27 protein-coding genes and 1 riboswitch are annotated in these 26,364 nt (G+C 72.6%); of the genes, 11 read left to right on the forward strand and 16 right to left on the reverse strand.

What is annotated here, in order from left to right:
- Positions 1–44: 44 nt before the first annotated feature.
- Positions 45–485: a DUF3017 domain-containing protein gene (locus ACQPZP_RS38500; RefSeq protein WP_433474575.1), complete on the reverse strand. Its 441-nt coding sequence runs from the start codon at positions 483–485 to the stop codon at positions 45–47.
- Between the two features lie 239 nt (positions 486–724).
- On the opposite strand from ACQPZP_RS38500, the gene ACQPZP_RS38505 reads away from it, so the two are divergent.
- Positions 725–1,453, forward strand: a complete 729-nt coding sequence (locus tag ACQPZP_RS38505) for an FHA domain-containing protein (RefSeq protein ID WP_433464589.1) — start codon at positions 725–727, stop codon at positions 1,451–1,453.
- Positions 1,454–1,602: 149 nt separating this feature from the next.
- Here the strand turns inward: ACQPZP_RS38505 and ACQPZP_RS38510 are convergent, their stop codons facing one another.
- Positions 1,603–2,451 carry a bifunctional methylenetetrahydrofolate dehydrogenase/methenyltetrahydrofolate cyclohydrolase gene (locus tag ACQPZP_RS38510; protein WP_433474576.1) on the reverse strand — a complete coding sequence of 283 codons (849 nt, stop codon included), beginning with the start codon at positions 2,449–2,451 and terminating at the stop codon, positions 1,603–1,605.
- 56 nt (positions 2,452–2,507) lie between these two features.
- A riboswitch (ZMP/ZTP riboswitch) is annotated at positions 2,508–2,593 on the reverse strand.
- 94 nt (positions 2,594–2,687) lie between these two features.
- On the opposite strand from ACQPZP_RS38510, the gene ACQPZP_RS38515 reads away from it, so the two are divergent.
- Positions 2,688–3,281 carry a GNAT family N-acetyltransferase gene (locus ACQPZP_RS38515; protein ID WP_433474577.1) on the forward strand — a complete coding sequence of 198 codons (594 nt, stop codon included), beginning with the start codon at positions 2,688–2,690 and terminating at the stop codon, positions 3,279–3,281.
- 5 nt (positions 3,282–3,286) lie between these two features.
- On the opposite strand, the gene ACQPZP_RS38520 is transcribed toward ACQPZP_RS38515, so the two are convergent.
- From ACQPZP_RS38520 to purN, 3 genes are all read right to left on the reverse strand, one after another.
- Positions 3,287–3,463 (reverse strand): hypothetical protein, encoded by a 177-nt coding sequence (locus ACQPZP_RS38520; RefSeq protein ID WP_433464592.1) that lies wholly within the window; start codon positions 3,461–3,463, stop codon positions 3,287–3,289.
- Between the two features lie 146 nt (positions 3,464–3,609).
- Entirely contained in the window at positions 3,610–5,175 is a 1,566-nt protein-coding gene (gene purH, locus ACQPZP_RS38525) for a bifunctional phosphoribosylaminoimidazolecarboxamide formyltransferase/IMP cyclohydrolase (protein WP_433474578.1), read from the reverse strand.
- Complete coding sequence (purN, locus tag ACQPZP_RS38530) at positions 5,156–5,827, reverse strand: phosphoribosylglycinamide formyltransferase (RefSeq protein ID WP_433474579.1); 672 nt, start codon at positions 5,825–5,827, stop codon at positions 5,156–5,158. Before purN ends, purH begins: the two co-directional genes overlap by 20 nt.
- Before the next feature lie 102 nt (positions 5,828–5,929).
- On the opposite strand from purN, the gene ACQPZP_RS38535 reads away from it, so the two are divergent.
- Positions 5,930–6,400 carry a hypothetical protein gene (locus ACQPZP_RS38535; RefSeq protein ID WP_433474580.1) on the forward strand — a complete coding sequence of 157 codons (471 nt, stop codon included), beginning with the start codon at positions 5,930–5,932 and terminating at the stop codon, positions 6,398–6,400.
- Positions 6,401–6,410: 10 nt separating this feature from the next.
- On the opposite strand, the gene ACQPZP_RS38540 is transcribed toward ACQPZP_RS38535, so the two are convergent.
- From ACQPZP_RS38540 to sucC, 3 genes are all read right to left on the reverse strand, one after another.
- Positions 6,411–8,180, reverse strand: coding sequence for a cell division protein PerM (locus ACQPZP_RS38540; protein ID WP_433474581.1), 1,770 nt, complete (start codon positions 8,178–8,180; stop codon positions 6,411–6,413).
- A gap of 152 nt (positions 8,181–8,332) precedes the next feature.
- A complete protein-coding gene (sucD, locus tag ACQPZP_RS38545; RefSeq protein ID WP_433474582.1) occupies positions 8,333–9,220 on the reverse strand; it encodes a succinate--CoA ligase subunit alpha in 888 nt (295 codons plus the stop codon).
- Positions 9,221–9,222: 2 nt separating this feature from the next.
- Positions 9,223–10,401, reverse strand: a complete 1,179-nt coding sequence (gene sucC / locus ACQPZP_RS38550) for an ADP-forming succinate--CoA ligase subunit beta (RefSeq protein ID WP_433474583.1) — start codon at positions 10,399–10,401, stop codon at positions 9,223–9,225.
- 313 nt (positions 10,402–10,714) lie between these two features.
- On the opposite strand from sucC, the gene ACQPZP_RS38555 reads away from it, so the two are divergent.
- Positions 10,715–12,205: a glycoside hydrolase family 15 protein gene (locus tag ACQPZP_RS38555; protein ID WP_433474584.1), complete on the forward strand. Its 1,491-nt coding sequence runs from the start codon at positions 10,715–10,717 to the stop codon at positions 12,203–12,205.
- Here the strand turns inward: ACQPZP_RS38555 and ACQPZP_RS38560 are convergent.
- Together ACQPZP_RS38560 and ACQPZP_RS38565 are read right to left on the reverse strand one after the other, a co-directional pair.
- A complete protein-coding gene (locus ACQPZP_RS38560) occupies positions 12,202–12,948 on the reverse strand; it encodes a sulfite exporter TauE/SafE family protein (RefSeq protein WP_433479745.1) in 747 nt (248 codons plus the stop codon). The genes ACQPZP_RS38555 and ACQPZP_RS38560 overlap by 4 nt on opposite strands.
- Before the next feature lie 83 nt (positions 12,949–13,031).
- Complete coding sequence (locus ACQPZP_RS38565) at positions 13,032–13,577, reverse strand: GNAT family N-acetyltransferase (RefSeq protein ID WP_433474585.1); 546 nt, start codon at positions 13,575–13,577, stop codon at positions 13,032–13,034.
- A gap of 51 nt (positions 13,578–13,628) precedes the next feature.
- Between ACQPZP_RS38565 and ACQPZP_RS38570 the strand changes: the two genes are divergently transcribed.
- Genes ACQPZP_RS38570 through ACQPZP_RS38580 form a run of 3 tightly spaced genes read left to right on the forward strand, consistent with a single transcriptional unit; the run spans position 13,629 to position 15,331 of the window.
- Entirely contained in the window at positions 13,629–14,255 is a 627-nt protein-coding gene (locus ACQPZP_RS38570) for a TetR/AcrR family transcriptional regulator (RefSeq protein ID WP_433474586.1), read from the forward strand.
- 54 nt (positions 14,256–14,309) lie between these two features.
- Complete coding sequence (locus ACQPZP_RS38575) at positions 14,310–14,792, forward strand: PH domain-containing protein (RefSeq protein WP_433474587.1); 483 nt, start codon at positions 14,310–14,312, stop codon at positions 14,790–14,792.
- Positions 14,793–14,836: 44 nt separating this feature from the next.
- The gene (locus ACQPZP_RS38580; protein ID WP_433474588.1) at positions 14,837–15,331 is read left to right on the forward strand and encodes a MaoC family dehydratase; all 495 of its coding nucleotides are present in this window, start codon (positions 14,837–14,839) and stop codon (positions 15,329–15,331) included.
- Between the two features lie 6 nt (positions 15,332–15,337).
- Here ACQPZP_RS38580 and ACQPZP_RS38585 read toward each other — a convergent pair whose 3' ends face one another.
- Positions 15,338–16,525, reverse strand: a complete 1,188-nt coding sequence (locus tag ACQPZP_RS38585; RefSeq protein ID WP_433474589.1) for an MFS transporter — start codon at positions 16,523–16,525, stop codon at positions 15,338–15,340.
- 55 nt (positions 16,526–16,580) lie between these two features.
- On the opposite strand from ACQPZP_RS38585, the gene ACQPZP_RS38590 reads away from it, so the two are divergent.
- Positions 16,581–17,327, forward strand: coding sequence for an AraC family transcriptional regulator (locus ACQPZP_RS38590; RefSeq protein ID WP_433474590.1), 747 nt, complete (start codon positions 16,581–16,583; stop codon positions 17,325–17,327).
- Here ACQPZP_RS38590 and ACQPZP_RS38595 read toward each other — a convergent pair.
- Entirely contained in the window at positions 17,319–18,713 is a 1,395-nt protein-coding gene (locus ACQPZP_RS38595; RefSeq protein ID WP_433474591.1) for an MFS transporter, read from the reverse strand. The genes ACQPZP_RS38590 and ACQPZP_RS38595 overlap by 9 nt on opposite strands.
- 116 nt (positions 18,714–18,829) lie before the next feature.
- Here ACQPZP_RS38595 and ACQPZP_RS38600 point away from each other — a divergent pair, with 116 nt between their 5' ends.
- Positions 18,830–19,807, forward strand: coding sequence for an Lrp/AsnC family transcriptional regulator (locus tag ACQPZP_RS38600; RefSeq protein ID WP_433474592.1), 978 nt, complete (start codon positions 18,830–18,832; stop codon positions 19,805–19,807).
- Between the two features lie 7 nt (positions 19,808–19,814).
- On the opposite strand, the gene pcrA is transcribed toward ACQPZP_RS38600, so the two are convergent.
- The gene (gene pcrA / locus ACQPZP_RS38605; protein WP_433474593.1) at positions 19,815–22,094 is read right to left on the reverse strand and encodes a DNA helicase PcrA; all 2,280 of its coding nucleotides are present in this window, start codon (positions 22,092–22,094) and stop codon (positions 19,815–19,817) included.
- Between the two features lie 348 nt (positions 22,095–22,442).
- On the opposite strand from pcrA, the gene ACQPZP_RS38610 reads away from it, so the two are divergent.
- On the forward strand, positions 22,443–23,909 hold the full coding sequence (locus ACQPZP_RS38610; RefSeq protein WP_433474594.1) for a hypothetical protein: 1,467 nt from the start codon (positions 22,443–22,445) through the stop codon (positions 23,907–23,909).
- 28 nt (positions 23,910–23,937) lie between these two features.
- Positions 23,938–24,240, forward strand: coding sequence for a protealysin inhibitor emfourin (locus tag ACQPZP_RS38615; RefSeq protein WP_433474595.1), 303 nt, complete (start codon positions 23,938–23,940; stop codon positions 24,238–24,240).
- 75 nt (positions 24,241–24,315) lie between these two features.
- Here the strand turns inward: ACQPZP_RS38615 and ACQPZP_RS38620 are convergent, their stop codons facing one another.
- Genes ACQPZP_RS38620 through dhaK form a run of 3 tightly spaced genes read right to left on the reverse strand, consistent with a single transcriptional unit; the run spans position 24,316 to position 26,316 of the window.
- Positions 24,316–24,699 (reverse strand): PTS-dependent dihydroxyacetone kinase phosphotransferase subunit DhaM, encoded by a 384-nt coding sequence (locus tag ACQPZP_RS38620; RefSeq protein ID WP_433474596.1) that lies wholly within the window; start codon positions 24,697–24,699, stop codon positions 24,316–24,318.
- A 1-nt stretch (position 24,700) separates the two neighbouring features.
- On the reverse strand, positions 24,701–25,324 hold the full coding sequence (gene dhaL / locus ACQPZP_RS38625; protein ID WP_433474597.1) for a dihydroxyacetone kinase subunit DhaL: 624 nt from the start codon (positions 25,322–25,324) through the stop codon (positions 24,701–24,703).
- On the reverse strand, positions 25,321–26,316 hold the full coding sequence (dhaK, locus tag ACQPZP_RS38630) for a dihydroxyacetone kinase subunit DhaK (protein WP_433474598.1): 996 nt from the start codon (positions 26,314–26,316) through the stop codon (positions 25,321–25,323). The genes dhaL and dhaK overlap by 4 nt, the downstream gene beginning before the upstream one ends.
- Between the last annotated feature and the right edge of the window lie 48 nt (positions 26,317–26,364).

Here is a 26,364-nt window from a genome sequence, read left to right on the forward strand (position 1 = left end):
TCGGCCCGCGACCCGCCGGATCCGCCTTCAGCTGCGACGACGCGCTAGTCCGGCGGACCGTCCCCCGGCACGGAGGCGCGTCCGGCGATGAGAAGTCTCACACCGCGCACCAGCATCGTGAGCGCGATCACCACGCCGAACGCGCCGGCGAGGACGAGCCCGGTCTTGTTCATCGGCGGGACGCTCAGCGACACGAACGCGACCATCTCGCCGAGGATCACGAGCGTCCAGCAGTCGACGGACCGGCTCCGGACGGCGAGCGGCCCGAGCTGGGACTCGGGCAGCAGCAGCCGGGCGAGCGCGCCGACGAGGAGCGCGGCGGCCATCAGGCCGGAGCCCTTGCGGAAGTAGTTGAAGGCGCACAGCGTGAGCCCGGCGCCGACGCCGCTGAGCACGAGGAGGTACGGCAGCTGCGCGAGCCAGTGCGGCGCGGCGCCCGTGCGGCGCGGCGCCTTGCGCCTGCGCCGGTGCACCTGGGTGCTCATGGTCCTCACGGTATAGGCAATCGCGGCGCGGGACGACATCGTCCGCCGGAACGCGGGATGGAACGGTCCGGCTCGCCGTCCGGAGCTGGGAACCAAGGTGGGACGAGTGGGGCCCGGGTGCCCCCCGAGAGGCCGGAATCCCTTGCGGCATCGGACCTACTCGCCAGTAGGAGGGTGTGACGGCATGGCGCCCGGGTAACCCGGCAGACAGGGGTCGCTAACTAGCTGGGAGGACTGCCGTGGAGGGGCCGTTCATGCGGATCGAGGACAGCGGGCTGGTGATGCCGCTGCGCCCCGACGTTACGACGGTCGGGAGAGGGAGAGGGGTGGACATCCGCCTCGACGACCCGAGTGTGTCCCGGTTGCACGCAGAGATCGTCCGGCGCGGTCCGTACGTCTACGTGGTGGACATGGGCCTGTCCCGCAACGGGACGCGCGTCAACGGCCGGCCGATCGCCCGCCGTGTCCTGGAGGACGGTGACGTCGTGAGCTTCGGCACGGCGCGCTGCCGGTTGGGGGGCATCCCCCGTGAGGAGGTCGACCCGGACGTCGAACTGCGGCGCGCCGTCGCGCCCGAGCTCACCCGCCGCGAGGTCGACGTGCTGACCTCGCTGTGCCGTCCCGCCCTGTCGGACGAGGCGTTCGTGGCCCCCGCCACGGCGCGCGACATCGCCGGCGAGCTGGTCGTCACGGAGGCGGCCGTCAAGCAGCACCTGCTGCGCCTCTACCAGAAGTTCCGGATCCCCGAGGGCGCCAACCGGCGTACGCGGCTCGCCAACGAGGTCATCGCCATGGGCCTCGTCCGGCCGCTGCCGCCGGTGCACGTGCCCCAGCAGGGCCGTCCGCCGATGGACGGGCGGGTCTCCGGGGTGCGGAACACGGCCGAGACGCGCAGGCCGGGCCAGCCCGGGCACGCGCACGGCCCGGGGCGGCCGGCGCACAGCACGGCGGGACGGAGGGCCAGCTGATGTGAGGACCTGCGGTCGCCCTCCCCGGCAGCGCAAACCCGAGGGCGATCGCTGAACCCCCGCGGGTCGCGTATGTGACGGCGCGGCCTGGGGCAACGTGAAGCGGGGCCGCCACCTCGGTGCTGGTGGCGGCCCCGTTCGTGTGCCGGTCAGGCGTTCTTCTCGGCGGCCTCGACGACGTTCGCGAGGAGCATCGCGCGGGTCATCGGGCCGACGCCCCCGGGGTTGGGCGCGACCCATCCGGCGACGTCGCGCACGTCGGCGGCGACATCGCCGGCGAGCTTGCCGTCCACCCGGGAGACGCCCACGTCCAGGACGGCGGCGCCGGGCTTGACCATGCCGGCGGTGATCAGGCCGGGGACCCCGGCGGCCGCCACGACGATGTCGGCGCTACGGGTATGGGCGGCCAGGTCGCGGGTGGCGGTGTGGCAGAGGGTCACGGTCGCGTTCTCGGTGCGCCGCGTCAGGAGCAGGCCGAGAGAGCGTCCGACGGTGATGCCGCGGCCGACGACGGTGACCTCGGCGCCCTTGATCGGGACGTCGAAGCGGCGGAGCAGCTCGATGATGCCCTTGGGCGTGCAGGGCAGCGGGCCCGGCTGCATCAGGACGAGGCGTCCGAGGTTCGTGGGGTGCAGGCCGTCGGCGTCCTTCGCCGGGTCGATGCGCTCCAGCACGCGCTGCTCGTCCAGGCCCTTCGGCAGCGGCAGCTGGACGATGTAGCCGGTGCAGGCCGGGTCGGCGTTCAGTTCGGCGACGGCGCGTTCGACGTCGTCCTGGGCGGCGGTGGCGGGCAGGTCGCGGCGGATGCTCTCGATGCCGACCTCGGCGCAGTCGCGGTGCTTCATGTTCACGTAGGAGTGGCTGCCCGGGTCGTCGCCGGCCAGGACCGTGCCGAGCCCCACGGAGACGCCGCGGTCGCGGAGCGCCTCGACACGTACCTTGAGGTTCGAGCGGATCTCGGCGGCCGTGGCCTTGCCGTCCAGAATCTGTGCCGTCATGCGTTCCTCCGCGTGGATCTCACCAGGGACCGGGCCGGGCCCGGCCGGCGATGGGTCCCGTCCACCCAGGCGCGCGGTGTCCGGACTGTCGTTCGCTCCCCGGTGGTGATCCACCTTGACCGCGCCAGTCGCGTAGGCACCCATGCTAACCGGCGGGGCGCCGGCCAAGTGGCATGTGGAAATCGGCGTCAAGTGGCTCTGCCGGATGCCACCCGGGGGCTCCTAGCGTGATCCGCATGAACGATGACTGGTTCGAGCGGCCCGTCCTGACCGGGCGGTATGTGCGGCTGGAGCCGCTGTCCGCCGGCCACGCCGGGGGCCTGTTCGAGGCGTCCAAGGACCCGGGCGTCTGGACGTGGATGAGCGAGCGGCAGCCCGCGACCGCCGCGGAGATGGGAACGCTCGTGGACAGGGCCCTGGCGGACTGCGAGAGACGCCTGCGCCTCCCGTGGGTCCAGATCGACGCGGCGACCGGCGAGGTCGCGGGAACGACGTCGTACTACGAGATCTCACCGGCCAACCGGGGCCTGTGCATCGGCCACACCTGGATCGGGGCGCGCTGGCACCGGACGGGGATCAACACCGAGGCGAAGCTGCTGCTGATGGGACGCGCGTTCGACGATCTCGGCGCGATCCGGGTGGGCTGGCACACGCACGTCCGGAACGAGCGGTCGCGTGCGGCGATCGAGCGGCTCGGCGCGTCGTTCGAGGGCGTCCACCGCAAGCACCGGGTCCGGGCGGACGGGTCGATCCGCGACACCGCGACCTACGGGATGACGGACGACGACTGGCCGGCCGCCGCCGCGGCCCTCCGGGCGAGGCTGCGCTAGGTCCGTCAGTCCTCGGAGCGCTGCCGCCAGGCGATCACACGGTCGGTGCCGTGCCAGCCGAGCTGCGCGGCCAGCATCGCGGCCAGGAACGCGGCGACCAGCCCGATCACCTGCCGGGACTCCATGAGCAGGGAGTCGGCCTGGTACACGACGCCGAGCATGAAGGACATCAGCACGTCCATCGGGCCTCCAACACGGAACGGCCACGCCATGGGGCAGAGAGGGTCGGGAGGCGCGGCAGCCCGAGGCTACCCGCACCCCGAAAGCGGAAGGTACGGGGCAAACCCGGTGTGGCGGTGTTGTTCGCCACACCGGGCCTCGCCCTCGGTCAGTGGAAGAAGTGCCTGACACCCGTGAAATAGAGGGTGATGCCGGCCTTCTCCGCGGCGGCGATCACCTTGTCGTCGTTGACGGAGCCGCCGGGCTCGACGATCGCGCGGACGCCCGCCCGGGTCAGCACCTCCAGGCCGTCCGGGAACGGGAAGAACGCGTCGGACGCGCCCACGGCGGAGGAGGCCCGCCCCTCGCCGGCCCGCGCCACCGCGAGCTTGGCGGAGTCGACCCGGTTGACCTGGCCCATGCCGACACCGACGGTGGCGCCGTCGGCGGCCAGCAGGATCGCGTTGGACTTCACCGAGCGGATCGCCCGCCACGCGAACGCCAGGTCGCGGAGGGTGGCCTCGTCCGCCGCCGGGCCGGTCTTCAGTTCCCACGCGGCCGGGTCGTCGCCGGACGCGTCCACGCGGTCGACGCCCTGGAGCAGGACGCCGCCGTCGATGCGCCGGTACTCGGCCGCGCCCGCCGGGGCGTCCGGGCAGACCAGCAGCCGGATGTTCTTGAACCGGTCCTTGAGGACGTTGACGGCCTCGTCCTCGAACGACGGTGCGACCAGCACCTCGGCGAAGCTCTCGGTGACCTGCCGGGCCAGGGCGGCGGTGACCGGGCGGTTCGCCGCGATGACGCCGCCGTAGGCCGACACCGGGTCGCAGGCGTGCGCCTTGCGGTGCGCCTCGGCGATGTCCGCGGCGACCGCGATCCCGCACGGGTTGGCGTGCTTGATGATCGCGACGCACGGCTCGGTGAAGTCGTAGGCGGCGCGGCGCGCGGCGTCCGTGTCGACGTAGTTGTTGTACGACATCTCCTTGCCGTACAGCTGCTCGGCCCCGGCGAGCCCCTTCTCGCCCGGCGAGCGGTACAGGGCGGCGCGCTGGTGCGGGTTCTCGCCGTACCGGAGGGTGTTCGAGCGTTCCCAGGTGGCGCCGAGGAAGTCGGGCCACTGCGTCTCGGCCGCGGTCTCGTCGGGGGCGTAGGCGCTCGCGAACCACGAGGCCACGGCCACGTCGTAGGACGCGGTGTGCGCGAACGCCCGCGCGGCGAGGCGGCGGCGCTCGTCGAGGGTGAAACCGCCCGCCCGCACGGCGTCCAGGACCGTCGCGTAGGCGGACGGGTCCACGACGACGGAGACGCTCGCGTGGTTCTTCGCGGCGGCGCGGACCATCGTGGGGCCGCCGATGTCGATCTGCTCGACGCACTCGTCCGGCCCCGCGCCCGAGTCGACGGTGTCGGCGAACGGGTAGAGGTTGGCGACCACCAGGTCGAACGGCTCGACGCCGAGGTCCTCCAGCTGCTGGAGGTGGTCGTCCTTGCGGCGGTCGGCGAGCAGGCCCGCGTGCACCCGGGGGTGCAGGGTCTTGACCCGCCCGTCCAGGCACTCGGGGAAGCCGGTGAGCTTCTCCACCTTCATCACCGGGACGCCGGCGGCGGAGATCCGCGCCGCCGTCGATCCGGTCGAGACGAGCTCCACCCCCGCCTCGTGCAGGCCCCGGGCCAGCTCCTCCAGCCCGGTCTTGTCGTACACGCTGATCAGTGCGCGCTTAATCGCCACCCGACTCACCGGCCGAGCTCCCCTCTTGATCGGACGAATCACCACAGGTCCTGCACTTCATCGAGACCCGCCTGCCGCGCGCGGTCCAGCCGTCGCGGGCCAGCCGTCCGACGACGTCGACGAGGAGCCGGCGCTCCACCCGCTTGATCCGCTCGTGCAGGGAGTCTTCGTCGTCATGCCAGCCCACGGGGACGGTCTCCTGGGCGATGACGGGTCCGGTGTCCACGCCTTCGTCGACGAAGTGAACCGTACAGCCCGTGACCTTCACGCCGTACGCCAGGGCGTCCCGTACGGCGTGGGCGCCGGGGAACGACGGGAGCAGCGCCGGATGGGTGTTGACCGTCCGGCCGCCGAACCGCGCCAGGAACCGGGGGCCGAGGATCTTCATGAAGCCGGCGGAGACGACGAGGTCGGGCTCGTGCTTCGCGACGGCCTCGGTCAGCGCCGCGTCCCAGTCGTCCCGGGAGGAAAAATCAGGAATTCGGACCGTAAAAGTGGGCAAACCCACACGTTCCGCGCGCTCGGTTCCCCCGATATCGGGGCGGTCCGCCCCCACGGCCACCACTTTCGCCCCGTAGGCTGGATCCGCGCACGCGTCGAGCAGCGCTTGTAGGTTGGTCCCCGCGCCGGAGACGAGGACGACGAGCCGGGCGGACACCATGACTCCCCGGTGGACGTTGCTGGGACACCACGAAGCCTATCGGGCCTGCTCGGTGCCGCTTGAACCCCAGCCACCCATCACACGGGCCAGGAGGAAGAGAACGTGAGCGAGCAGCAGGGCCGTCCGGCCCAGCCCGAAGACCGCCCGGACGGGCGGCCGGCGGGAGAGCCGCCCGCGCGACCGGGGCAGGGTCAGCGCACCGGCTGGCGGGCCCTGTGGCTCGGCGGCATCGCGCTGCTGACCGCGTTCTTCTTCTACCCGCTCGGGCTCGTGCTCGGCATCGCCGCGCTCGTCGTCGGCATCAGGGCCCGCCGGAACGCGCGGCGCGCCCGCGACGCCGCTCCCGGCGCCGTCCCCGGCATCGTGCTGGGCTCGATCGGGCTGGTGTTCTCGCTGCTGTCGGTGTCGCTCACGGTGTTCCTGTGGGCGGAGCTGAGCGGCTACCAGAACTGCGTCAGCGCGTCCAACACGGCCACCGACAAGCAGGCGTGCCGCGAGGAGTTCTACCCGAAGATCGAGAAGAAGCTCGACCTGCCCGCCGGCAGCATGGACAAGTACGGCGACCTTCTCTAACCGTCCCGCCCTAGCCCTCCTGGTCGGGCTCCTCGCGCAGGACGTAGATCGCGCCGCCGCGGTTCTCGGTGCGTTCCGGATCCTCGCGCGGAGGCGGGACGGGACGCCCGGGCTCGGGCTCGTCGGCCTGTTCGTCCACGAGATGGCCCTCCACGACGACCGTGCCGTCGCCCGGCGGCGGTTCGGGGCGTTCCTCCGGAGGGGCGGGCACCGGGTCGGACCGGCGCCGGGGGCGCCGGGGCGCGAGCACGGGCTCGGCCTCCTCGAACTCCAGCGGATCGGGCGCGTGCGGAGCCTTCGGCGCCGGTTCGGCCGCCTTCTCCGGGCGGAGGTCGTAGTCGCCGGGAACGGGCGCCGACAGCGGAACGGCCGGCTCCGGCACCGCGCGCACGGGCTTCTTCGGCTTCGCCGCCGGCTTCTTCGCGGCGGATTTCCCGGACTTCCGCTTCTTCGGCTTCTCATCTGCCGGACGGCGCAGCACCATCCAGTTCGCCACCCACGCCGCGATCGCCGCCGAGATGCCGACTTCGAGGGCGGCCAGCAGGCCGACCTGCCAGGCGGACGGGCCCACGGTCGCCATCCGCCCGCCGCCGAGCGGCCCGCCGGCCAGCGCGCTCAGCAGCGCGGCGACCGCCCCGGTCAGCGCGCCGGACACGAAACCCCACAGCGGCGCGCCCTCCGACACCGGGCTCGGCAGCGACCGGATCGTGAGGACGCCGCCCACCGCGCCCGCGACGAACGGGGCCGCCAGCGCGAGCAGCGAGATCGCGGGCGCCGGGCCCGGCTGGGGCAGGGCGGCGAGCGGCGGGAACGCGGGGACCGCGTCCAGGAACACCCCGGTCGGGGAGACGCTCGTCCCGGCGCCGACCGAGAACCCCGGCCCGACCGCGTACGCCATCCCCCAGATCGCCGCGTTCGGCAGGAACGCGAGCTCGACCAGCAGCAGCAGGACGCCGCCGACGACGCCGGGGGCGAGCATGCCGTAGAGGTCGCCGGCGTCCGCCATGTGCATGGCGAGGGACCCGGCCACGAGCAGTGCGCCCGACGCGAGCAGCACGCTCAGCGACCCCGCCACGCCGATCACCAGCGACCGCGGGCGCTCGGGCAGCAGCCGCAGCAGCGCGCCCAGCCCGGACCGGACCCGCCGTCCGCGCGCCTCCGCCGCCACGACCGCGCGTGCCGCGCCCAGCCCGCCCGCGATGACGGCGACGAGGAAGCACCCGACGAGCGCCTGCCACGCCGACGGCCGGACCTCCGCGGACGACGCCGCGAGCGCGAGCAGCCCGGCCAGCCCCGCGTACGGCGCGGCCAGCGCGACCGCCACGTGGACGACCGCGATCCGCTGCCGGTGCGGCAGCCCGGCCACCCGGATCATCCAGCCGCCGCCCCGGTACAGCAGCACCCCGGGCAGGACGAGCACGCCCAGCGGCAGCAGCCCGAACCGTCCGTGCCCGTAGGAGAAGCCCGCGTGGTGGGAGACGAGCCAGAAGTTCACGGCCGTGCGGAACACGCCGGCCATGCCGTGGCCGAACGCGCTCTTGGGGGCCGCGATCCATCCGATCAGGGTGATGGTGGTGAGCACGGCGAGCCCGATGCCGATGCACCACAGCGCGGCCACGAGCCCTGTCACGTACAGCGGCCTGGACGCGGCGGCGGCCGCGGGACGTCCGCGCCCGGCGTCCGCGCGCGGCGGCCCGGCGGCCCGTCCCGCTCCGCTCTTCGGCTGTCCGGCCTTCGCCGGCTCGCGCCTCGCACGCTGCCCGGGGGTCTTGTCGCTCACCCGGTCCATGCTGGCACCACGCCGGCTCCAGGACGCCCCGCCCGCCCGGCGTGTCGCCCTTGTGCGCCGGCCGTCCGGGCGGGAATGAAAGACGCCCGGGCCGCCCCGCAGGAGACCGGGGCCGCTCGGGCGTCTTTCGGTGATCCGGGGGATCAGCGGTTCTTCATGATCTCCCGCATGAGGACGGCGGTCTCGCTCGGGGTCTTGCCGACCCGCACGCCGACCTTCTCCAGGGCCTCCTTCTTCGCCTGCGCGGTGCCGGCGGAGCCGGACACGATGGCGCCGGCGTGGCCCATGGTCTTGCCCTCGGGGGCGGTGAACCCGGCGACGTAGCCGACGACCGGCTTGGTCACATGCTGCTCGATGTAGGCGGCGGCGCGCTCCTCGGCGTCGCCCCCGATCTCACCGATCATGACGATGGCGTCGGTGTCCGGGTCGTCCTGGAACGCCTGGAGGGCATCGATGTGGGTCGTGCCGATGACGGGGTCGCCGCCGATGCCGACGCAGGTGGAGAAGCCGATGTCGCGCAGCTCGTACATCATCTGGTAGGTCAGCGTGCCCGACTTGGACACGAGCCCGATGCGGCCGGGCGTGGTGATGTCGGCCGGGATGATGCCCGCGTTCGACTTGCCGGGGGACGCGATGCCGGGGCAGTTCGGCCCGATGATGCGGGTCTTGCCGCCCTTGGACTCGGCGTACGCCCAGAAGTAGGCGGTGTCGTGCACCGGGATGCCCTCGGTGATGACGACGCAGAGCGGGATCTCGGCGTCGATCGCCTCGACGACGGCGTCCTTGGTGAACTTCGGCGGGACGAACACGACGGAGACGTCCGCGCCGGTCTGGGCCATGGCCTCCTTGACGGTGCCGAACACCGGGAGGGTGATGCCGTCGAACTCGACGGTCTGGCCGGCCTTGCGGGCGTTGACGCCGCCGACGACCTGGGCGCCGGACGCGAGCATCCGGCGGCCGTGCTTGGTGCCCTCGGAGCCGGTGATGCCCTGCACGATGATCTTGCTGTTCTCGGTGAGCCAGATGGCCATTGTCATGCACCTGCCGCTGCGAGTTCGGCGGCGCGCCCCGCCGCTTCGTCCATGGTGTCGACCTGCTGGACGCCGGGCAGCGCCGCGTCGTTGAGGATCGTGCGCCCGAGCTCGGCGTTGTTGCCGTCCAGCCGGACGACGAGCGGGCGGTTGACGGCCTCGCCGCGGTCGGCCAGCAGCTTGTAGGCCGAGACGATGCCGTTGGCGACGGCGTCGCACGCGGTGATGCCGCCGAAGACGTTGACGAAGACGGACTTCACGTCGGTGTCGGACAGGACGATCTCCAGCCCGTTCGCCATCACCTCGGCGGACGCGCCGCCGCCGATGTCGAGGAAGTTCGCCGGCTTCTGCCCGCCGAACTGCTCACCCGCGTACGCAACGACGTCCAGGGTGGACATGACCAGGCCCGCGCCGTTGCCGATGATGCCGACGCTGCCGTCCAGCTTGACGTAGTTGAGGTCCTTGGCCTTGGCGGCGGCCTCCAGCGGGTCGGCCGCGGCCTTGTCCTCAAGCTTCTCGTGGTCCTGGCGGAACGCGGCGTTCTCGTCCAGGGACACCTTGCCGTCGAGGGCCTTCACCTGGCCGTCGGCGGTGAGGATCATCGGGTTCACCTCGACGAGGGAGGCGTCCTCGTCGGTGAACACGGCCCACAGCCGCTCGATGAGCTCGGCGGCGCCCTCCAGGGCCTCCTGCGGGAGGCGGCCCTGCTCGGCGATCTCGCGGGCCATGGCCCGGTCAACGCCGTGCAGCGGGGAGATCGGCACCATCGCCAGCCGGTCGTGCGGCACCTCCTCGATCTCCACGCCGCCCTCGACGGAGCAGATGGACAGGAAGGTGCGGTTGGCGCGGTCGAGCAGGAACGAGAAGTAGTACTCCTGCGCGATCGCGCTGCCCTCCTCGACCAGGACCTTGTGGACCGTGTGGCCCTTGATGTCCATGCCGAGGATCTGGGTGGCGAGCTCCTGGGCCTCGTCGGCGGAGTCGGCCAGCTTCACGCCGCCGGCCTTGCCGCGGCCCCCGGTCTTCACCTGGGCCTTGACGACGACCTTCGAGCTTCCCGCGGCGAACAGCTCCGCCGCGATGGCCCGGGCTTCCTGGGGAGTATGGGCGACCTTGCCGGTGGGCACCGGTACCCCGTACTCGGCGAAGAGTTCCTTCGCCTGATGTTCGAACAGGTCCACGAGGCGTCCTTTTACGGATCGACAGCCGAATGTGCGACCACACGAGTGGGGGTTACACGGGTGTCCGTGCGGCCGGCACTCTGCGGTCCGCTCCGTCGATGCAGCCTAGTCAACCCTGCTTCGTGGTGATGCCGCCGGGGCCATATGTCACCGGGAGTTCCCTCCGCGGGCGAGTGTTCCGGGACGGCGGGTGTGCTCATCCTCAAGGGCGGGCACGAGTGGCTCGTGAGGAGGATGAACCAATTGACGTAGTTTGATGTACTTAATTCGGCCTGACGGTCGGGTGGCCGGGCGCGGTATAGGGGGCGAACGCATGGCGATGGCGGAGGAACGGGACACGTCCGTCGCGGCCCCGGCCCCCGCCGCGCCCACCCCGGTCGTCCCGCCGCCGCGGGGGCGCCGGCGACCGGCGCCGCGCAGGCGGTCGGGCGTCAGCAAGGTCCGGCGCACCACGGCCCTGCTCCTCGTCGCCGCGCTCGTCGCGACCGGCGGCGCCACCGTCCCCGAGCCGCCCGACTCGGGCTGGGCGAGCCCCGGTCTCGTCGGCGGCGGCGGATGGCCGTTCGCGGGCGTGCCGCTCGCCCCGGACCAGGCCGAAGGGGCGTCCTACCTGCCGGACAGCTCGGTGGTCAGGCTCGCGGACGGGCGGATCCGGCTCGTCCCGTCCGGCGGCGACACGCCGATCACCGTCGACGCGTCCGACCCGCGCGTGGACCGGGCGGTCCGGTCCGACCGGACGTGGCTGGCCCAGGGCACGGTCCCGGCGAGCGGCGGCCATCGCGACATGGCGGCGCGCGCGCTGCTCGACCTGCGCCTGCTCACCCGCCCGAACGGGGCGTCCCTGGCGTCCTGGTACTCGAAATGGCGGTACTGCTGGCCGCGCGACTCCGCGTTCACCGTCGCCGCGTTCACCGTGACCGGGCATCCGTCGGAGGCGCGCCGCGTCCTGCGCTTCCTCGCCCGCGCCCAGAACGAGAACGGCATGTGGGCCGCGCGTTACAACCCGGACGGGACGGCGGTCGCGGACGGCCGGGCGCCGCAGCTCGACTCGCTCGGCTGGGTGCTGTGGGCGGCGTGGTTCTACCGCGTCCGGGCGGGGGCGGCGGAGGAGCTGCCCGCGCTGTGGCCGATGGTGCAGCGCGCCGCCGACCACCTGGCGCGCTCGCTGGACGCGGAGGGGCTGCCGCCCGCCTCGTCCGACTACTGGGAACGCGACCACCGGCGCGAGGAGGACCCGCGGCGGCCGACGCTCGGCGTCGTCGGGCCCGTGCTGGCGGGGCTGCGTTCGGCCGCCGACCTCGCGCGAATGCGCGGTGAAGGCGGCAAGGCGGCGGAGTGGCGGCACGCGGCGCAGCGCGTGTCGGACGCGGTGGCCAGGCAGTTCGCGCCCTACGGCTACCCGCGGTCGCCCCTGCGAGGCGGGCTGATGGACACGTCGGTGACCTTCCTCGCGCCGCCGTTCGCCCCCGCGGACGCGGGTGTGACGGTCGCCATCGGGGACGCCGAGCGCAATCAGGCGCTGCCGAACGGCGGCGTCCTGCCGGGCGAGCGCTGGTCCGGCACCCCGGACGTCGCCTGGACGCCGGAGACCGCGCTGTTCGGGCTGAACGCGGCGGCGTCGGGCCGGACGGACGAGGCGATGAGCCGGCTGGGCTGGCTCTCGGCGCACCGCACCTCGCTGGGCGTCCTGCCGGAGAAGGTCGGCCCGACCGGCATGCCCGCCGGTCCGGCGCCGCTCGGCTGGACGGCGTCGCTCGTCCTGCTCAGCCTCTCCGCGCTGGAGCGGCCCCTTCCGATCCCCTAGCCGAACTGCTCGTAGGCGAGCTTCAGCACGAGCGCTGAGACCACGCAGAGCAGTACGACCCGAACGAAACCGGCGCCGCGCCTGATCGCCATGCGGGCGCCGAGTTGCGCGCCGCCGGCGTTGCAGAGTGCCATGGCCAGCCCGACGGCCCACAGGACATGGCCCTGCGCCGCGAACACGATCAGCCCGCCGAGGTTGGTGCACGCGTTGATGATCTTCGAGGTGGCGGAGGCGTCGACGAAGTCCAGGCCGAGCAGCGCGGTGAACGCGACGACCAGGAACGTCCCGGTGCCCGGCCCGACGAGCCCGTCGTAGAAGGCGATCGCGACACCCGGGACGAGGACGGCGGCGGCGACCCGGCGGCGGGTCCGCAGCACCAGCCGCGGGGCCCGGCCGAGATCCGGCTTGAGCACCACGATCGCGGCCACGGTCAGCAGCACGACCATGATGACCGGCTTCAGCACGTCCGAGGAGATCGCCGACGCGCAGAGGGCGCCGGCGGCGGCGCAGCACACCGCCAGGACACCCGCCGGGACGGCGACGCGGACGTCCGGCTTGGCCTTGCGCGCGTAGGCGACGGCGGCCGAGGCGGTGCCCGCGATCGAGCCCAGCTTGTTGGTGGCGAGCGCGGTCGCGACCGGCTGCCCCGGGTTGAGCAGCAGCAGCGCGGGCAGCTGGATCAGCCCGCCCCCGCCGACCACGGCGTCGACCCAGCCCGCCGCGACGGCGGCGGCCAGCAGCATGAGCACCTGCTCGGCATGCACGGGGGCTCCCAGAGGGTAAGGGGTAAGACTAGATCACCGATTACCCTACCGGGCCCCGCGGGTCAGGCCGCCGCCCACTCCTCCGCGAGGACCGCCCAGACCTGGACGTCCCGCCGCTCGCCGTTCAGCACGAACGCCTGCCGCAGGACGCCCTCGCAGGTCATCCCGAGCCGCTCGGCCACCGCCGCGCTGGCGGTGTTGCGCGGGTCGCACAGCCACTCGACCCGGTGCATGCCGCGCGTTCCGATCGCCCAATCGATCATGACGCGGACGGCCTCGGTGACCAGGCCGCGCCCCCGCGCCTCCGCCGCCAGCCAGACGCCCGCCTCGCAGACGCCCTGCCCGGCGTCGAACGTCCGGAAGACCGTCCCGCCCTGGAGGACGCCGTCCACCCAGATGCCGTACATGCGGCCCTCGTCCCTGGCCTGCCTGTCGGCGTAGGACTGCAGCAGCTCGCGGGCCGTCTTCTCGTCCACCACCGTCCCGGCCCAGGGAATGTACTCGCGGATGTCCGCGCGGACCCTGTCCGCGTGCGCGGCGAACTCGGCCGCCTGCCAGGGCTCGAACGGACGGAGCTCGGCACCGTCGGCGAGCGTGCGAGCGAACATGGGGGCCTCCAGAGGGGTACGTACCCAACGTTTGTTATGTATCGTACGGGGATGCCCGCCAAAGGTGACCACGAGGCCCGGCGCAGGGACGTGTCCGAGGCCGTCTGGCGCGTCCTCGCCGCCCAGGGCTTCGGCGGCCTGACGCTGCGCGCGGTCGCCGCGGAGATGGGCGCGTCCACCGGCCTGCTCACGCACTACTTCCCGAGCAAGAAGGCCCTCGTCGCGCACGCCTTGGAGCTCGCCGACGAGCGCACCGCGAACCGTCCGCTGCGGGAGGCTCCGCCCGGCCTCGCCGCCCTGCGCGCCGCGCTCCTGGACGTCCTGCCCCTGACCCCGGCCGCGACCGGCATGAACCGGATCTGGGTCGGCTCATGGGACGTCGCGCTCGCCGACCCCGACCTCGGCGAACGCCAGCGGCGCCGCTACGAGAACTGGCGGGCCCGGCTGCGCCCCCACGTGGCGACCGCCGTCGCCCAGGGCGAGCTGCCCGCCGCGTCCGAGATGGACGACGTCGTCGCCGCCGCGGCGGCCTTCGCGCACGGCCTCGTCGTCCACGCACTGTTCGATCCGGACGCGTACCCGCCCGACCGCCAGACCGCGATGCTGGACGCCTTCCTCGCCTCACTCGCCACGGGTTCCGGCCATACGGCGCCCGGCGGGGATGTCCTCTCCGGCTGACCGCCGATTTGGGGCTGCTCGACGGCTGCGCATGGATTGCCCGATAATGCCGCGATGACCAAGCCGCGCACGCTGCGTTGCCCCCGCCACCTCGGCCTGATCCTCGCCGGTGCCGCCATCGCCGCGCTCTTCGGCGTGGTGGCGACCGACAAGGCCCTCGACGGCGCGGGCGCCCCGGCGCTCGCCGCTGGAATCGTGCTGTTCCTCCTCGCGCTCGCCGCCCTCCCCAAGCTGCGCACACGCATGATCATGGACGACGCGGGCCTCACCCTCGTCTCCGGCTACCGCCGCAGCCACTTCGACTGGGCGGAGATCGTCGAGATCAGCGCGGACGCCTACCACAGCTACTTCCTGCTCCAGGTGCGGTCCGAGGACCGCGAGCACCAGGCGGTCTTCTTCCCCGTCAGGCTGGCGTCGATGAAGGTGGACCAGGGCACCCACCTTCAGGAGCCGTCCGCCGACACCCCGTACGGCCTCTACAAGCTGCACGCCGAGCTCTGGGAGGAATGGCAGAGCCGGGTCTCGGCCCCCGCATAGCGGCCGCCGCGATGGACGAGCGGCCACTGAGCCATCCTGGTGCCATGACGATCAGCACCCGCGCCCTCGGTGACGATTTCACAGCCCCCATCGACGACCGCTACTTCGAGGACTACACCGAAGGAGCGACCTACGAGTACGGCCACGTCACCGTGTCCGAGGCCGAGATCCTGGAGTTCGCCCGCCGGTTCGACCCGCAGCCGATCCACGTCGACGCGGACTTCGCGGCGTCCGGGCCGTTCAAGGGGATCATCGCGAGCGGCTGGCACACCGGCTCGATCATGATGCGGCTGTTCGCCGACCACGTCCTCTCGCGTGCCGCCAGCCTCGCCTCCCCCGGCGTGGACGAGCTGCGCTGGCCCGCTCCCGTCCGTCCGGGCGACTCGCTGCGGCTCCGCGTGACCATCCTGGAGGCCCGCCCGTCCCGTTCCAAGCCGGACCGCGGCATCGTCCGCACCCGCGCCGAGCTGCTCAACCAGGACGACCAGGTCGTGCTGCACACCCTTCCGATGAACCTCCTGAGCCGCCGCGGGGCGTAGCTCACGTCAACCGGGCGCCACGTCGTCGACGACCTGCGGAACCGGTGCGGCGTGCTTCGGGACGGCGGGTTCGGGCAGCGTCCGGAACACCAGCCAGGCCAGGGCGGGCATCGCGATCAGCGGGGTCAACGCCGTCTGCAGGGACGTCGCGTCCGCGATGCCGCCCAGAACGGGGCTGGCGAGGCCGCCGACGCTGACGGTCAGGCCGAGGGTGACGCCGCTTGCGGTTCCGACCCGCGAGGGCAGGTAGTCCTGGCCGAGGGTGACCTGCAGGGAGAACGGGATGTAGAGCCCGGCGGAGGTCAGCGCCACGAACAGGTAGATGGCCGGGCCGGGCACGAACACGATGCCCGCGACGGCGACGACGGCCATCAGGTACGACCTGCGCGCCGCGGTGACCCGGTCCCATCGGGCGGCCAGTGAACCGCCCAGCACGGTGCCCACCGCGCCGCCGAGGTACAGCACGAACAGCGCCGCGGTGCCCGCCGCCATGCCTCCTCCCGTGCGCTGCCGGGCGTAGAAGGAGATGAACGTGCTCATCCCCATGAACACGACGGACCGGCAGATCACGGCAAGTGACAGCTTCAGGAAGGAGGCGGTGTCGTCCGGGGCGGTGTTCGCGGCACCGCCGGGCCCGCTGATCGCCGTCCGCTCAAGGACGCGCAGCACGGGCAGGCACAGCACGCTGCCCGCGAGGGCCGGGACCACGAGAAAGGGCGTGTACCGCAGCCCGTTGCCGGCGACCACGGCGGCGACCAGGAGCGGCGCCAGCGCGAACCCGACGTTGCCGCCGACCGAGAACCAGCTCATCGCGGTGTGGCTCCCCCCGCTGGCCCTCCGTGCGACCCGGGCGGACTCGGGATGGTAGGCCGCGACCCCGACCCCGGAGACGGCGACGAACGCCAGCGTGAGCGCGTAGTTCCCGCTGAGTCCGCTCAGGGCGATGCCCACGCCGCCGAGGAGCGTGCTCAGGGGCAGCAGCCACGGCATCGCCCACTTGTCGGTGAGCGCGCCGAACAGCGGCTGCGCCACCGAGGACAGCAAGGACGCGGCGAGCACGATGCCCGAGGCGGCGGCGTAGGTGTAGTGGCGCTCGGCGACGAAGAAGGGGACGAGCGCGGTCACGGACCCCTGGTAGACGTCCACGCACGCGTGCCCGGCCGACAGGAGCAGGACCGGCTTTCTCGTTGACACGTCCCTCATGCTCGCGCTGGAGCGGCGTGTCGGGCTTCCGATAATCTGCCATCCAATGCAGGAAAGCCGCCATCAGCCGACCGCGCCGACCCGGACACGCCGCCTGGCGCCGGGGACGGCCATCGACGCCCACCGGCACGACGACCACCAGATCGCCTACGCCGGACGGGGCGTGGTGGCCGTCACCACCGACGCCGGTTCATGGGTGGCGCCCGCCAACCGCGCCATCTGGATACCGGCCGGGTCCGTCCACGCCCACCAGGCGCATGGCGAACTCCGGCTGCACCTGATCGGCCTGCCCGCGGCCGACAACCCCCTCGGCCTTGACGAGCCGACGGTGCTCAGCGTCAGCCCTCTGCTGCGGGAGCTGATCCTCGCCTACACGCGGACCCCGCAGGACGACGACAGCCCCGAACGCGCTCGCCTGCGGGCGGTTCTGCTCGACCAGCTGCGCGCCTCACCTCAGCGGCCTCTGCATCTGCCCGCTCCGACCGTCCCCCACCTCAAGGCGGTGTGCGAACTCCTGCACGCCGACCCCGCCGACACCCGCACACTGGCCGCGCTGGGCAGAGCGGTGGGCGCGAGCGACCGGACCCTGTCCCGGCTCTTCAGGACCGATCTCGGGATGACGTTCCCGCAGTGGCGCACCCAGCTGCGCCTCTCCCACGCCCTGGTCCTCCTGGCCGAGAACACTCCGGTGACCGCCGTGGCCCATCAGTGCGGCTGGTCGTCCGCGAGCGCCTTCATCGATGTCTTCCATCGCGCGTTCGGCCACACACCCGGCACCTACCAGTCAGCGTGAACGCGCCGGGCGCGACCGGTTCCCGAACATGAGGGCGGCCGTGGCGGCGGTGGCGGTCAGGAGGGCGGCGGCCGCCCACAAGGCGGGGCGGAGGGCCTCCGTCCCGCCGGTCCCCGGCGCTTCGTGGAGAAAGAGGGTGCCGAGGACGGCGATGCCCAGCGTCCCGCCGAACTGCTGGACGGCGTTGAGGAGCCCGGCGGCCGATCCCGTCTCCTGCGGGCGGACGGGCGCCAGGGCCGCAGTGAAGAACGGGACCGTGAACAGCCCATTGCCCGTCCCCACCAGTGCCAGCGCACCGAGAAGAGGCCACGACACGGCGGCGTGGTAGACGGCGACGGTCGTGAGGACGCCGGTCAGCATCAACGCCAGACCGCAGAAGAGCAGCCGGGTGCCGGCCCGCGGTACCAGGTACGTTCCGGCGAGCCACGACGAGACGGCCAGCGAGCACGACCAGGGCAACAGGGTGAGCCCGGCGGTCAGCACGTCCTTTCCGAGTCCCAGCTGGACCTGGAGGACGATCACGACCATCAGCCCGTTCATGGCGGCGAAGAAGAGGGTCGACGTGGCCAGCGCCGCCGGGAATCGGCGGCCGCGGAGCAGGGTGGGCTCGACGAGCGGGTCCGCCGTCCGCCGCTGGTGGAAACCGAACAGCACCAGCAGGAGTGCACCCGCCGCCAGGGCCGACCACGTCCAGAGCGGCCGTCCTGCCGCGTCCCCCTCGATCAGCGGGTAGACCACGAGTGCGGATCCGGCTGCGGCCAGTGCGGTTCCGAGCAGGTCGAGGCGCGGCGGTCGTGGCGCCCTGTCCTCTCGCATCGCCGGCGCCATCCCGAGCACGGCGGCGGCCAGGGGCACGTTCACCAGGAAGGCCGCGCGCCAGGTCCAGGCGTGCGTGAGGACGGAGCCGAGCACCGGTCCGCAGATCGCCGAGAGGCCCATGACCGGCCCGATCCAGCCGAGCGCCTTCGCCATCTCGGCACCGTCGAACATCGCCCGGATCAGGCCGATGGTCTGCGGGATGATCAGCGCGGCGGCGGCGCCCTGGACGGTCCGGGCGCCGATCAGCACACCGGCGTCCGGTGACGCCGCGCAGAGCAGGGAGGCCAGGGCGAAGCACGCCACACCCGCCGTGAAGACGCGCTTGCGCCCGAGCCGGTCTCCCAGCCGCCCGCCCGCGACCAGGAGCGCGGCGAACGGCAGCGTGTAGGCGGCGCTGAACCACTGGATCCCCGCCGTGGCGCCGCCCAGGTCCGCGTGGACGGCCGGTGCCGCGACCTGCACGATGGTCGCGTCCAGCAGGTTCATCGCCTCGGCCACGAGCAGCGCGGCCAGCGCGACCCACCGCCATCGGTAGGCGACGTTCCGAACTTCACTCTGCACCACCATGGGCACGCTCCTTTCGGTTCGTGCCTTAGCCTGGGCCGGAGGCCGCATAGGCTTCCAACCACAGCTGATTTTTCGCTGTTTTCTTCCAGCTGCATGCGGCCGAGTGAGGAATTTCGATGCTGGACGATCTCGATCGCGCCGTCATCCACGCGCTGCACGTCGACGGCCGCGCCCCGTTCAGCCGGATCGCGGACGTCCTCGGCGTGTCCACGCAGACCGTCACCCGCCGGTACCGGCGGCTGCGCGCGGAGGCGGGGCTGCGCGTCGTCGGGGCCATGACCCACGACATGCACGAGGCGACGCGGTGGATGGTGCGGCTGACCTGCACCCCGCCCGCCGCACAGAGTCTCGCCCGCTCGCTCGCCCGCCGCCCCGACACGTCCTGGGTCAAGCTCACGTCCGGCGGCACGGAGATCTTCGCCATCGTGGACGTCCCGGACGGCGGGCACCCGATGCTGCTGCACGACGCTCCCCGCCGGGCGGGCATCACCGCGGTGTCCGCCCACTGCCTGCTTCACACCTACCTCGGCGGGCCGACCGCGTGGCGGGGCATCACGCAGGCCCTCACGCCCGGCCAGCGGGCCCGCCTTCGGCCGCCGGCCCCGGAACCCGGTGACGCGCGCCCCCTGGCCGGCGCCGACCATGCCCTGCTGAACGCGCTGCGCCAGGACGGCCGCGCCGGCTACGCGGACCTCGCCGCGGCGACCGGCTGGTCACAGGCGACCGTGGCGCGGCGACTCGCGAGCCTGCGCGCCCACGGGACGGTCTTCTTCGACATCGAGATCGACTCGACGCTCCTCGGGGCGACGACACAGGCCCTGCTCTGGATGTCCGTCTCTCCCGGCCGCCTCGACCATGTCGCGGAGACGATCGCCGGTCACCACGAGATGGCCGTGGTCGCGGCCACCACCGGCCCGACGAACCTTCTCGCCCAGGCCCTCTGCACCGGTCCTGCCGATCTGCACCGCTACCTGACGCAGCGGCTGGGCGTCCTGGAAGGCGTCCAGACCCTCGAAACGGCCCCGGTCCTGGAGACCTTGAAGCGCCTCGGCACCCTCGGGCCCGCGACCGGCGCGCCGCGCACACGCCGGTGAGGTGCCGTCAGAGCTTCTCGATGGTGGCGTAGCGGAGCACCAGCGTCCGGACGCCGTATTCGCCGCCGAAGTCGACGCTGGCCTTCTCGCCCTTGTCGTACACGGACACCACGGTGCCGAGGCCGAAGGCGTCGTGCGTGACCTTGTCGCCCGGGGAGAGGGACGGGACGGGGCGGTTTCCCGGGGAGCGGGTGCCGGGCCGTCCGGCCATGCGGGACATGGCCGAACCGGACGCGGACGACGCCTCGCGCTCCCAGTCGACGAGCGTCCTCGGGACCTCGCCGAGGAACCGGGAGGGCGGGTTGACCTGCGGCGCCCCCCACGAGCTGCGCATCGCGGCCCGGGAGACGTAGAGCCGCTGCCGGGCGCGGGTGATGCCGACGTAGGCGAGGCGGCGTTCCTCTTCGAGCTCCTTGGGGTTGCTCATGGCGCGCAGGTGCGGGAACACGCCGTCCTCCATGCCGGTGAGGAAGACGACGGGGAATTCGAGGCCCTTCGCGGTGTGCAGGGTCATCAGGGTGACGACGCCGTGCTCGGTCTCCTCCGGCTGCTCGCCCGGCGGGACGGGCCCGCCCTTCGCGCCGCCGGGGATGGAGTCGGCGTCGGCGACCAGCGCGACCTGTTCGAGGAACTCGGGGAGGCGGCCTTCGGCGGATTCGCCGTCCAGGCGTTCTTCGAACTCGCGGGCGACGGCCTCCAGCTCCTGGAGGTTCTCGACGCGGGTCTCGTCCTGGGGGTCCTTGGACGCCTCCAGCTCGGCGAGATAGCCGCTGGCCTTCAGCACCTCGGCGACCAGGTCGGCGGGGGCGAGCGACTCGGCGGCGGCACGCAGCTCGTCCAGCAGGGCGACGAAGTCGCGGACGGCGTTGATCGAGCGGGTCGCCATGCCGGGGACGTCCTCGGGCACGCGCAGCGCCTGCCAGAACGAGACCCGCTCCCGGGACGCGTACGCCTCGACGCACGCCTCGGCCCGGTCGCCGATGCCCCGCTTCGGGACGTTCAGGATGCGGCGCAGGGAGACGGTGTCCTCGGGGTTGGCGAGGCAGCGCAGGTAGGCGAGCGCGTCCCGGATCTCCTTGCGCTCGTAGAACCTGACCCCGCCGACGACCTTGTACGGCAGCCCGACGCGGATGAACACCTCTTCGAAGACACGGGACTGCGCGTTGGTGCGGTAGAAGACGGCGACGTCACCGGGATGGGCGTCGCCCTCGTCGGTGAGCCGGTCGACCTCGCGGGCGACGAACGCGGCCTCGTCGTGCTCGTTGTCGGCCACATATCCGGTGATCTTGTGGCCCTCGCCCTGGTCGGACCAGAGCTTCTTCGGCTTGCGGTCGGCGTTGCGCTCGATGACGGCGTTCGCGGCCGACAGGATCGTCTGGGTGGAGCGGTAGTTCTGCTCCAGCAGGATCGTGGTGGCGTCCGGGTAGTCGCGCTCGAACTCCAGGATGTTGCGGATCGTCGCGCCGCGGAACGCGTAGATCGACTGGTCGGCGTCGCCGACGACGCACAGCTCGGCCGCCCCGAGCTGCTCGTGGTCCTCTGCCCCGGCGACCGCGATGGGGGCGGTCAGTTCCCGCACGAGCTCGTACTGCGCGTGGTTCGTGTCCTGGTACTCGTCCACGAGGACGTGCCGGAACCGGCGCCGGTAGTGCTCGGCGGCCTCCGGGAACACCTGCAGCAGGTTGACCGTCATCATGATCAGGTCGTCGAAGTCCATGGCGCCGGCCTGCTGGAGCCGCGCCTGGTACATCTCGTACGCCTCGCCGAGCGTCTGCTCCATGTGCGTGGACGCCCGTGCTTTGAACGTCTCGTAGTCGATCAGCTCGTTCTTCAGGTTGGACACCTGCGCGCTGAACGACTTCGGGGGGTAGCGCTTCGGGTCGAGGTCGAGCTCGCGGCAGACGAGCGCCATCAGCCGGTTCGCGTCGGCCTGGTCGTAGATCGAGAAGCTCGTGGGGAAGCCGAGGCGCTTGGCCTCGCGGCGCAGGATCCGGACGCACGCGGAGTGGAACGTCATCACCCACATGGCGCGGGACCGGGGCCCGACCAGGGCGTCCACCCGCTCCTTCATCTCCGCGGCGGCCTTGTTGGTGAAGGTGATCGCGAGGATCTGGCCGGGGTGCACGTTCCGCTCGCCGAGCAGGTGCGCGATGCGGTGGGTGAGCACCCGGGTCTTGCCCGAGCCGGCGCCCGCGACGATCAGCAGGGGGCCGCCGGAGTGCACGACGGCGTCGCGCTGCTGCGGATTGAGGCCATCGAGCAAGGGGTGAGCTTCGGTCTTCGACATCAGGTGCGAGTCTACGGCGCCGGGCGGACGTTTTCGGCGCGTCCGCCGAGCCCGCCGCCGTCCCGTGCCCGCGCCCGCATGTGGACAGGCCCGCGGCAGCATGTGGACAGATGGGATGCCTTTTGGACTGCGCAGGTTGACTCGATCTCCTGACCGACGGACGTTGGCACAGTACGGAGCGGACACACCCCGCCGGCCCGGTCGGCTCGTCCCGGGGGTGTGGGGGATCGTCCCCCACAGGAGACCGGCCCGCACCGGGGGTGCAAGGCCTGTGTGGCATCCCCGCATGTCCGCCCATGGAAGCGCAGAGTCAGCAGGGACTCGCGCACCGTCAGGGGAGGTGGTTGCGTGAAGATCCACCAGCAGGAGTTCCAGACGCAGCGGGACGCCGAGGCAAGAGACGTCGAGGTTCCCGCGCAGTGGCCCGGACGGGCCTCGCAGATCGTCCAGGGGGCGGCACCGCCCGTACCGCGGTCGGTACCGCGGCCCGTGCCGATCCCGGTGCCGGCGCAGCCCGGCCACCGGTTCCTCATGTACAAACAGGACCCGTCGGTCACCGAGCTGGGCGCCCGGCTGGCGTTCATCCCGACCGTGGTGCTGATCGGCCCGGCGGACGCCCGCGTCCAGACCGAGCTGCCGGGCGTCACCCCGGTCGCGCGCAACATCAACGGCGACTTCGTGTTCACGCCGGGCACCCCGCAGTTCGACTGCGCGCACACGTTCGCCGTCGTCCGGCGGACCATGGCGATGTACGAGCGGCACAACGGGGGCAATCCGATCCCGTTCGCATGGAACGTCGGCGGCAACACCGACCGCATCACCGTGTTCCCGCACGCCGGCGAGGGCGCCAACGCGTTCTACTCCAGGACGGCCAAGGCGCTGAAGTTCCTGTTCTTCACGCCTGAGGGACAGCCGCCGTCCACCGTCGTCAACACGTGCCGGTCGCTCGACATCGTCGCGCACGAGACGGGCCACGCGATCCTGGACGGGCTCAAGCCGGGCTGGCTGTCGGCGGACAACCCGCCGCAGACGGGCGGCCTGCACGAGTCGTTCGGCGACATCACGGCGATCTTCCTGGCGCTGGCGGAGCCGGACCAGGCCGACGCGCTCGTCGCGCTCACGAAGGCGAACCTGCACGACAAGTCGTTCCTGCCCGAGCTCGCCGAGGAGTTCGGCAAGGCGCTCGGCATGCCGTCCGGGCTGCGGAACGCCGACAACGACCTCAAGCTCAGCGAGGTCGGCAACGAGGTGCACGCGATCTCGCAGGTGTTCACCGGCGCGATCTACGACGTGCTCGCCGACATCTACACCTTCGAGATGAGCCGGCAGGCGCGCACCAAGGACCCGGCGATCGTGCTGATCGAGACGGCGGCCGCGCTGTGCAAGCTCGTGTTCGACGCGATCGTCGCGTCCCCCGCGACCGGGGCCCTGTTCGTGGACGTGGCGAACAAGATGCTGCAGATCTCGGCGAGCCGCGGCGACCCGGCGATCTACCGGACGTTCATCCGCAACCGGTTCGCCGTCCGGGAGATCACGACGGCGGCGACCCCGCTGCGTGACCTGATGAGCGGGCAGATGGCGATGACCGAGGCCGGGTACACCGGGAACGGGAAGGACGTCACCAAGGTCGAGGCGCACGACGAGCACTCGGCGAGCCTGCGGGCCGGCCAGGACCGGTCGCGCTGCTGCGGCACCATGCAGATGCCGGAGTACCAGGTCGTCGCGGCCGACAAGCTGGCCAAGCGCGGCACTCTGGAGGACGCTGACATCCTCCACGAGGAACTGGACGAGTTGCGCCGGGCCTTCAGCAAGTAGGGCGATCCGGCGGGGAGGGAGCAGCGGCATGCGCGTGAAGGTCGAGAGCACCGGCGGGTTCACCGGCCGGGAGACCGTCGTCGCGTCGTACGACACCGCCGACCTCCCCGCCGGGGACGCCGGGCGCATCCGGGAGGCGGTGCACGCCCTCGCGGCCGCGCAAGCCCGCGGCGAGGCCGGGGAGATCGGCGCCGACCTCCCCGCCTACCGGATCACGGTCTCCGGGGAGGACGGCGGCGGCGAATCGCGCGTGTACGAGGTGCGGGGCGACCCGACGGCGGGCAGGGCGTCCCCTCTCGGGACGCTCCTGGAAGGCCCCGACTGGGCCTGAGCCTGGCCGTGGCGGGCCGACGCGAGCCCGCCACGGCCGGGTTCAGCCGGTCCTGCCGTGTTCGGCCGGCGGTGTTCAGCCGGTCTTGCGGTGGTCGCGGGCGGACTCGGCGGCGGCGAGGACGGTGGGAAGGTCGGCCCCGGCCGCGGCCATGGACGCCGCCGCGACCGCGCCTTCGACCAGCGGGGCGTCCGCGAGCAGCACATCGCCGCCGGCGTCCTCGATGAGCGTCTTGGCGGTCAGCACGGAGCTGCCGAGATCGGCGAGCAGCACGACGCCGTCGCCCTGGTCCGCCGCGGCGACCGCGTGCTCGACGAGGTCGATGCTGGTCCCGAGCCCGCCGTCGACGTCACCGCCGGCGGGTTCGACGACGGCCTTGCCGATGCCCATCGCGCGGGCCACCTCGGCGGTGCCTTCGGCGAGCGTCCGGCTGTGGGCGATGATGACGATCCCGACCATGTCATCCCTCCCCTGCGACGTCCGCCAGGGCCTGGAGCACCAGGGCGGTGGACGACGCGCCGGGATCCATGTGTCCTTCGCTCCGCGCGCCCAGATAGCTGGCCCGGCCCTTGCGGGCCCGCATCGGGACGGTGCCGTCCGCGCCCTTCGCGGCGGCCTCGGCGGCGGCGCGCACGCACCCGGCGAGGCCGGAGCCCTCGGCGAGTGCCGCCTCGTAGGCCGCGACGGCGGGGGCGAGCGCGTCGATCATCGTCTTGTCGCCCTCGGCGGCCTTGCCGAGCTCCACGACGCCCTCCAGCCCCGCCCGGAGCGCGGCGCCGAGCCCGGCGGCGTCCACCTCGCCTTCGTCGCCCATCGCCTTGCCCGCGCGGCGCAGCGCCGTCCCGTAGAGGGGCCCGGACGCGCCGCCGGTCTTCGACACGATCGCCCGTCCCGCCGTGATCAGCACCTTGCCCGGCGGGACGTCCGCGGGGAGCGCCTCCACCGCGGCCCGGAAGCCGCGGTCCAGGTTGAGGCCGTGGTCTCCGTCGCCGATGGCCGCGTCCAGCCGGGTCAGCCGGTCGGCGTCGGCGGACACCAGTTCCGCCGTGTGCCGGATCCAGGAGGCGAGATCGTCCGCGTTCATCGGCCCCACCGCAGCCCGGGGGTCTCGACGGGGGCGTCCCAGAGGCGGGTCAGCTCGGGCGTCACCCGGCACACGCTGATCATGCAGCCGGCCATCTCCAGGCTGGTCACGTACGACCCGACCAGGCGGCGGACGACGGTGGCGCCGTGCCCGTCCAGCCACTCGGCGGCGGCCGCGTAGGCGACGTACTGCTCGATCAGCGGGGTGCCGCCCATCCCGTTCACCAGCACGAGGACCTCGGCCCCGGACAGCGGCATGTCCGCGTCGATCGCGCTGAGCGACGCGTCCACGATCTCCGCCGCACTGCCGATCCTGGCGCGTTCCCGGCCCGGCTCGCCGTGGATGCCGATGCCGAGCTCCATCTCGTCCTCGCCCAGCTCGAACGTGGGCGATCCGGCGGCCGGGACCGTGCACGAGGACAGCGCGACGCCGAACGACCGGCTGCGCTCGTTGACCTCCCGTGCCGCCGCGGCGACGGCGTCCAGCGGCGCGCCCTCCTCGGCGAGCGCGCCGGCGATCTTCTCGGCGAACAGCGTGGCGCCGGTGCCGCGCCGCCCGGCGGTGAACGTGCTGTCCTCCACGGCGACGTCGTCGTCGACGACGACGGACGTGACCTGGATGTCCTCGTCCTCGGCCAGTTCCGCGGCCATCTGGAAGTTCATGACGTCGCCGGTGTAGTTCTTCACGAGGTGCAGCACGCCGGCGCCGCCGTTCACGGCCATCGTCGCGGCGATGATCTGGTCGGGCACCGGGGAGGTGAACACCTCGCCGCAGCACGCGGCGTCCAGCATCCCGTGTCCGACGAACCCGGCGTGCAGCGGTTCGTGCCCGGATCCGCCGCCCGACACCAGGGCGACCTTCCCGGTGCGCGGCGCGTCCGCACGTATGACGGTTCCGTTGCCCGGATCGACCGTCAGCTCCGGATGCGCGGCGGCCAGGCCGCGCAGCGCGTCGGAGACCACGTTCGCCGGGGCGTTGATGAGTTTGCGCATGTCTCTGCTCTACCCCGGTGCGGCGCCGCCTCCCAGACCCAATCGCCG

The organism is Spirillospora sp. CA-142024 (assembly GCF_050942325.1).
GTDB lineage: Bacteria > Actinomycetota > Actinomycetes > Streptosporangiales > Streptosporangiaceae > Spirillospora.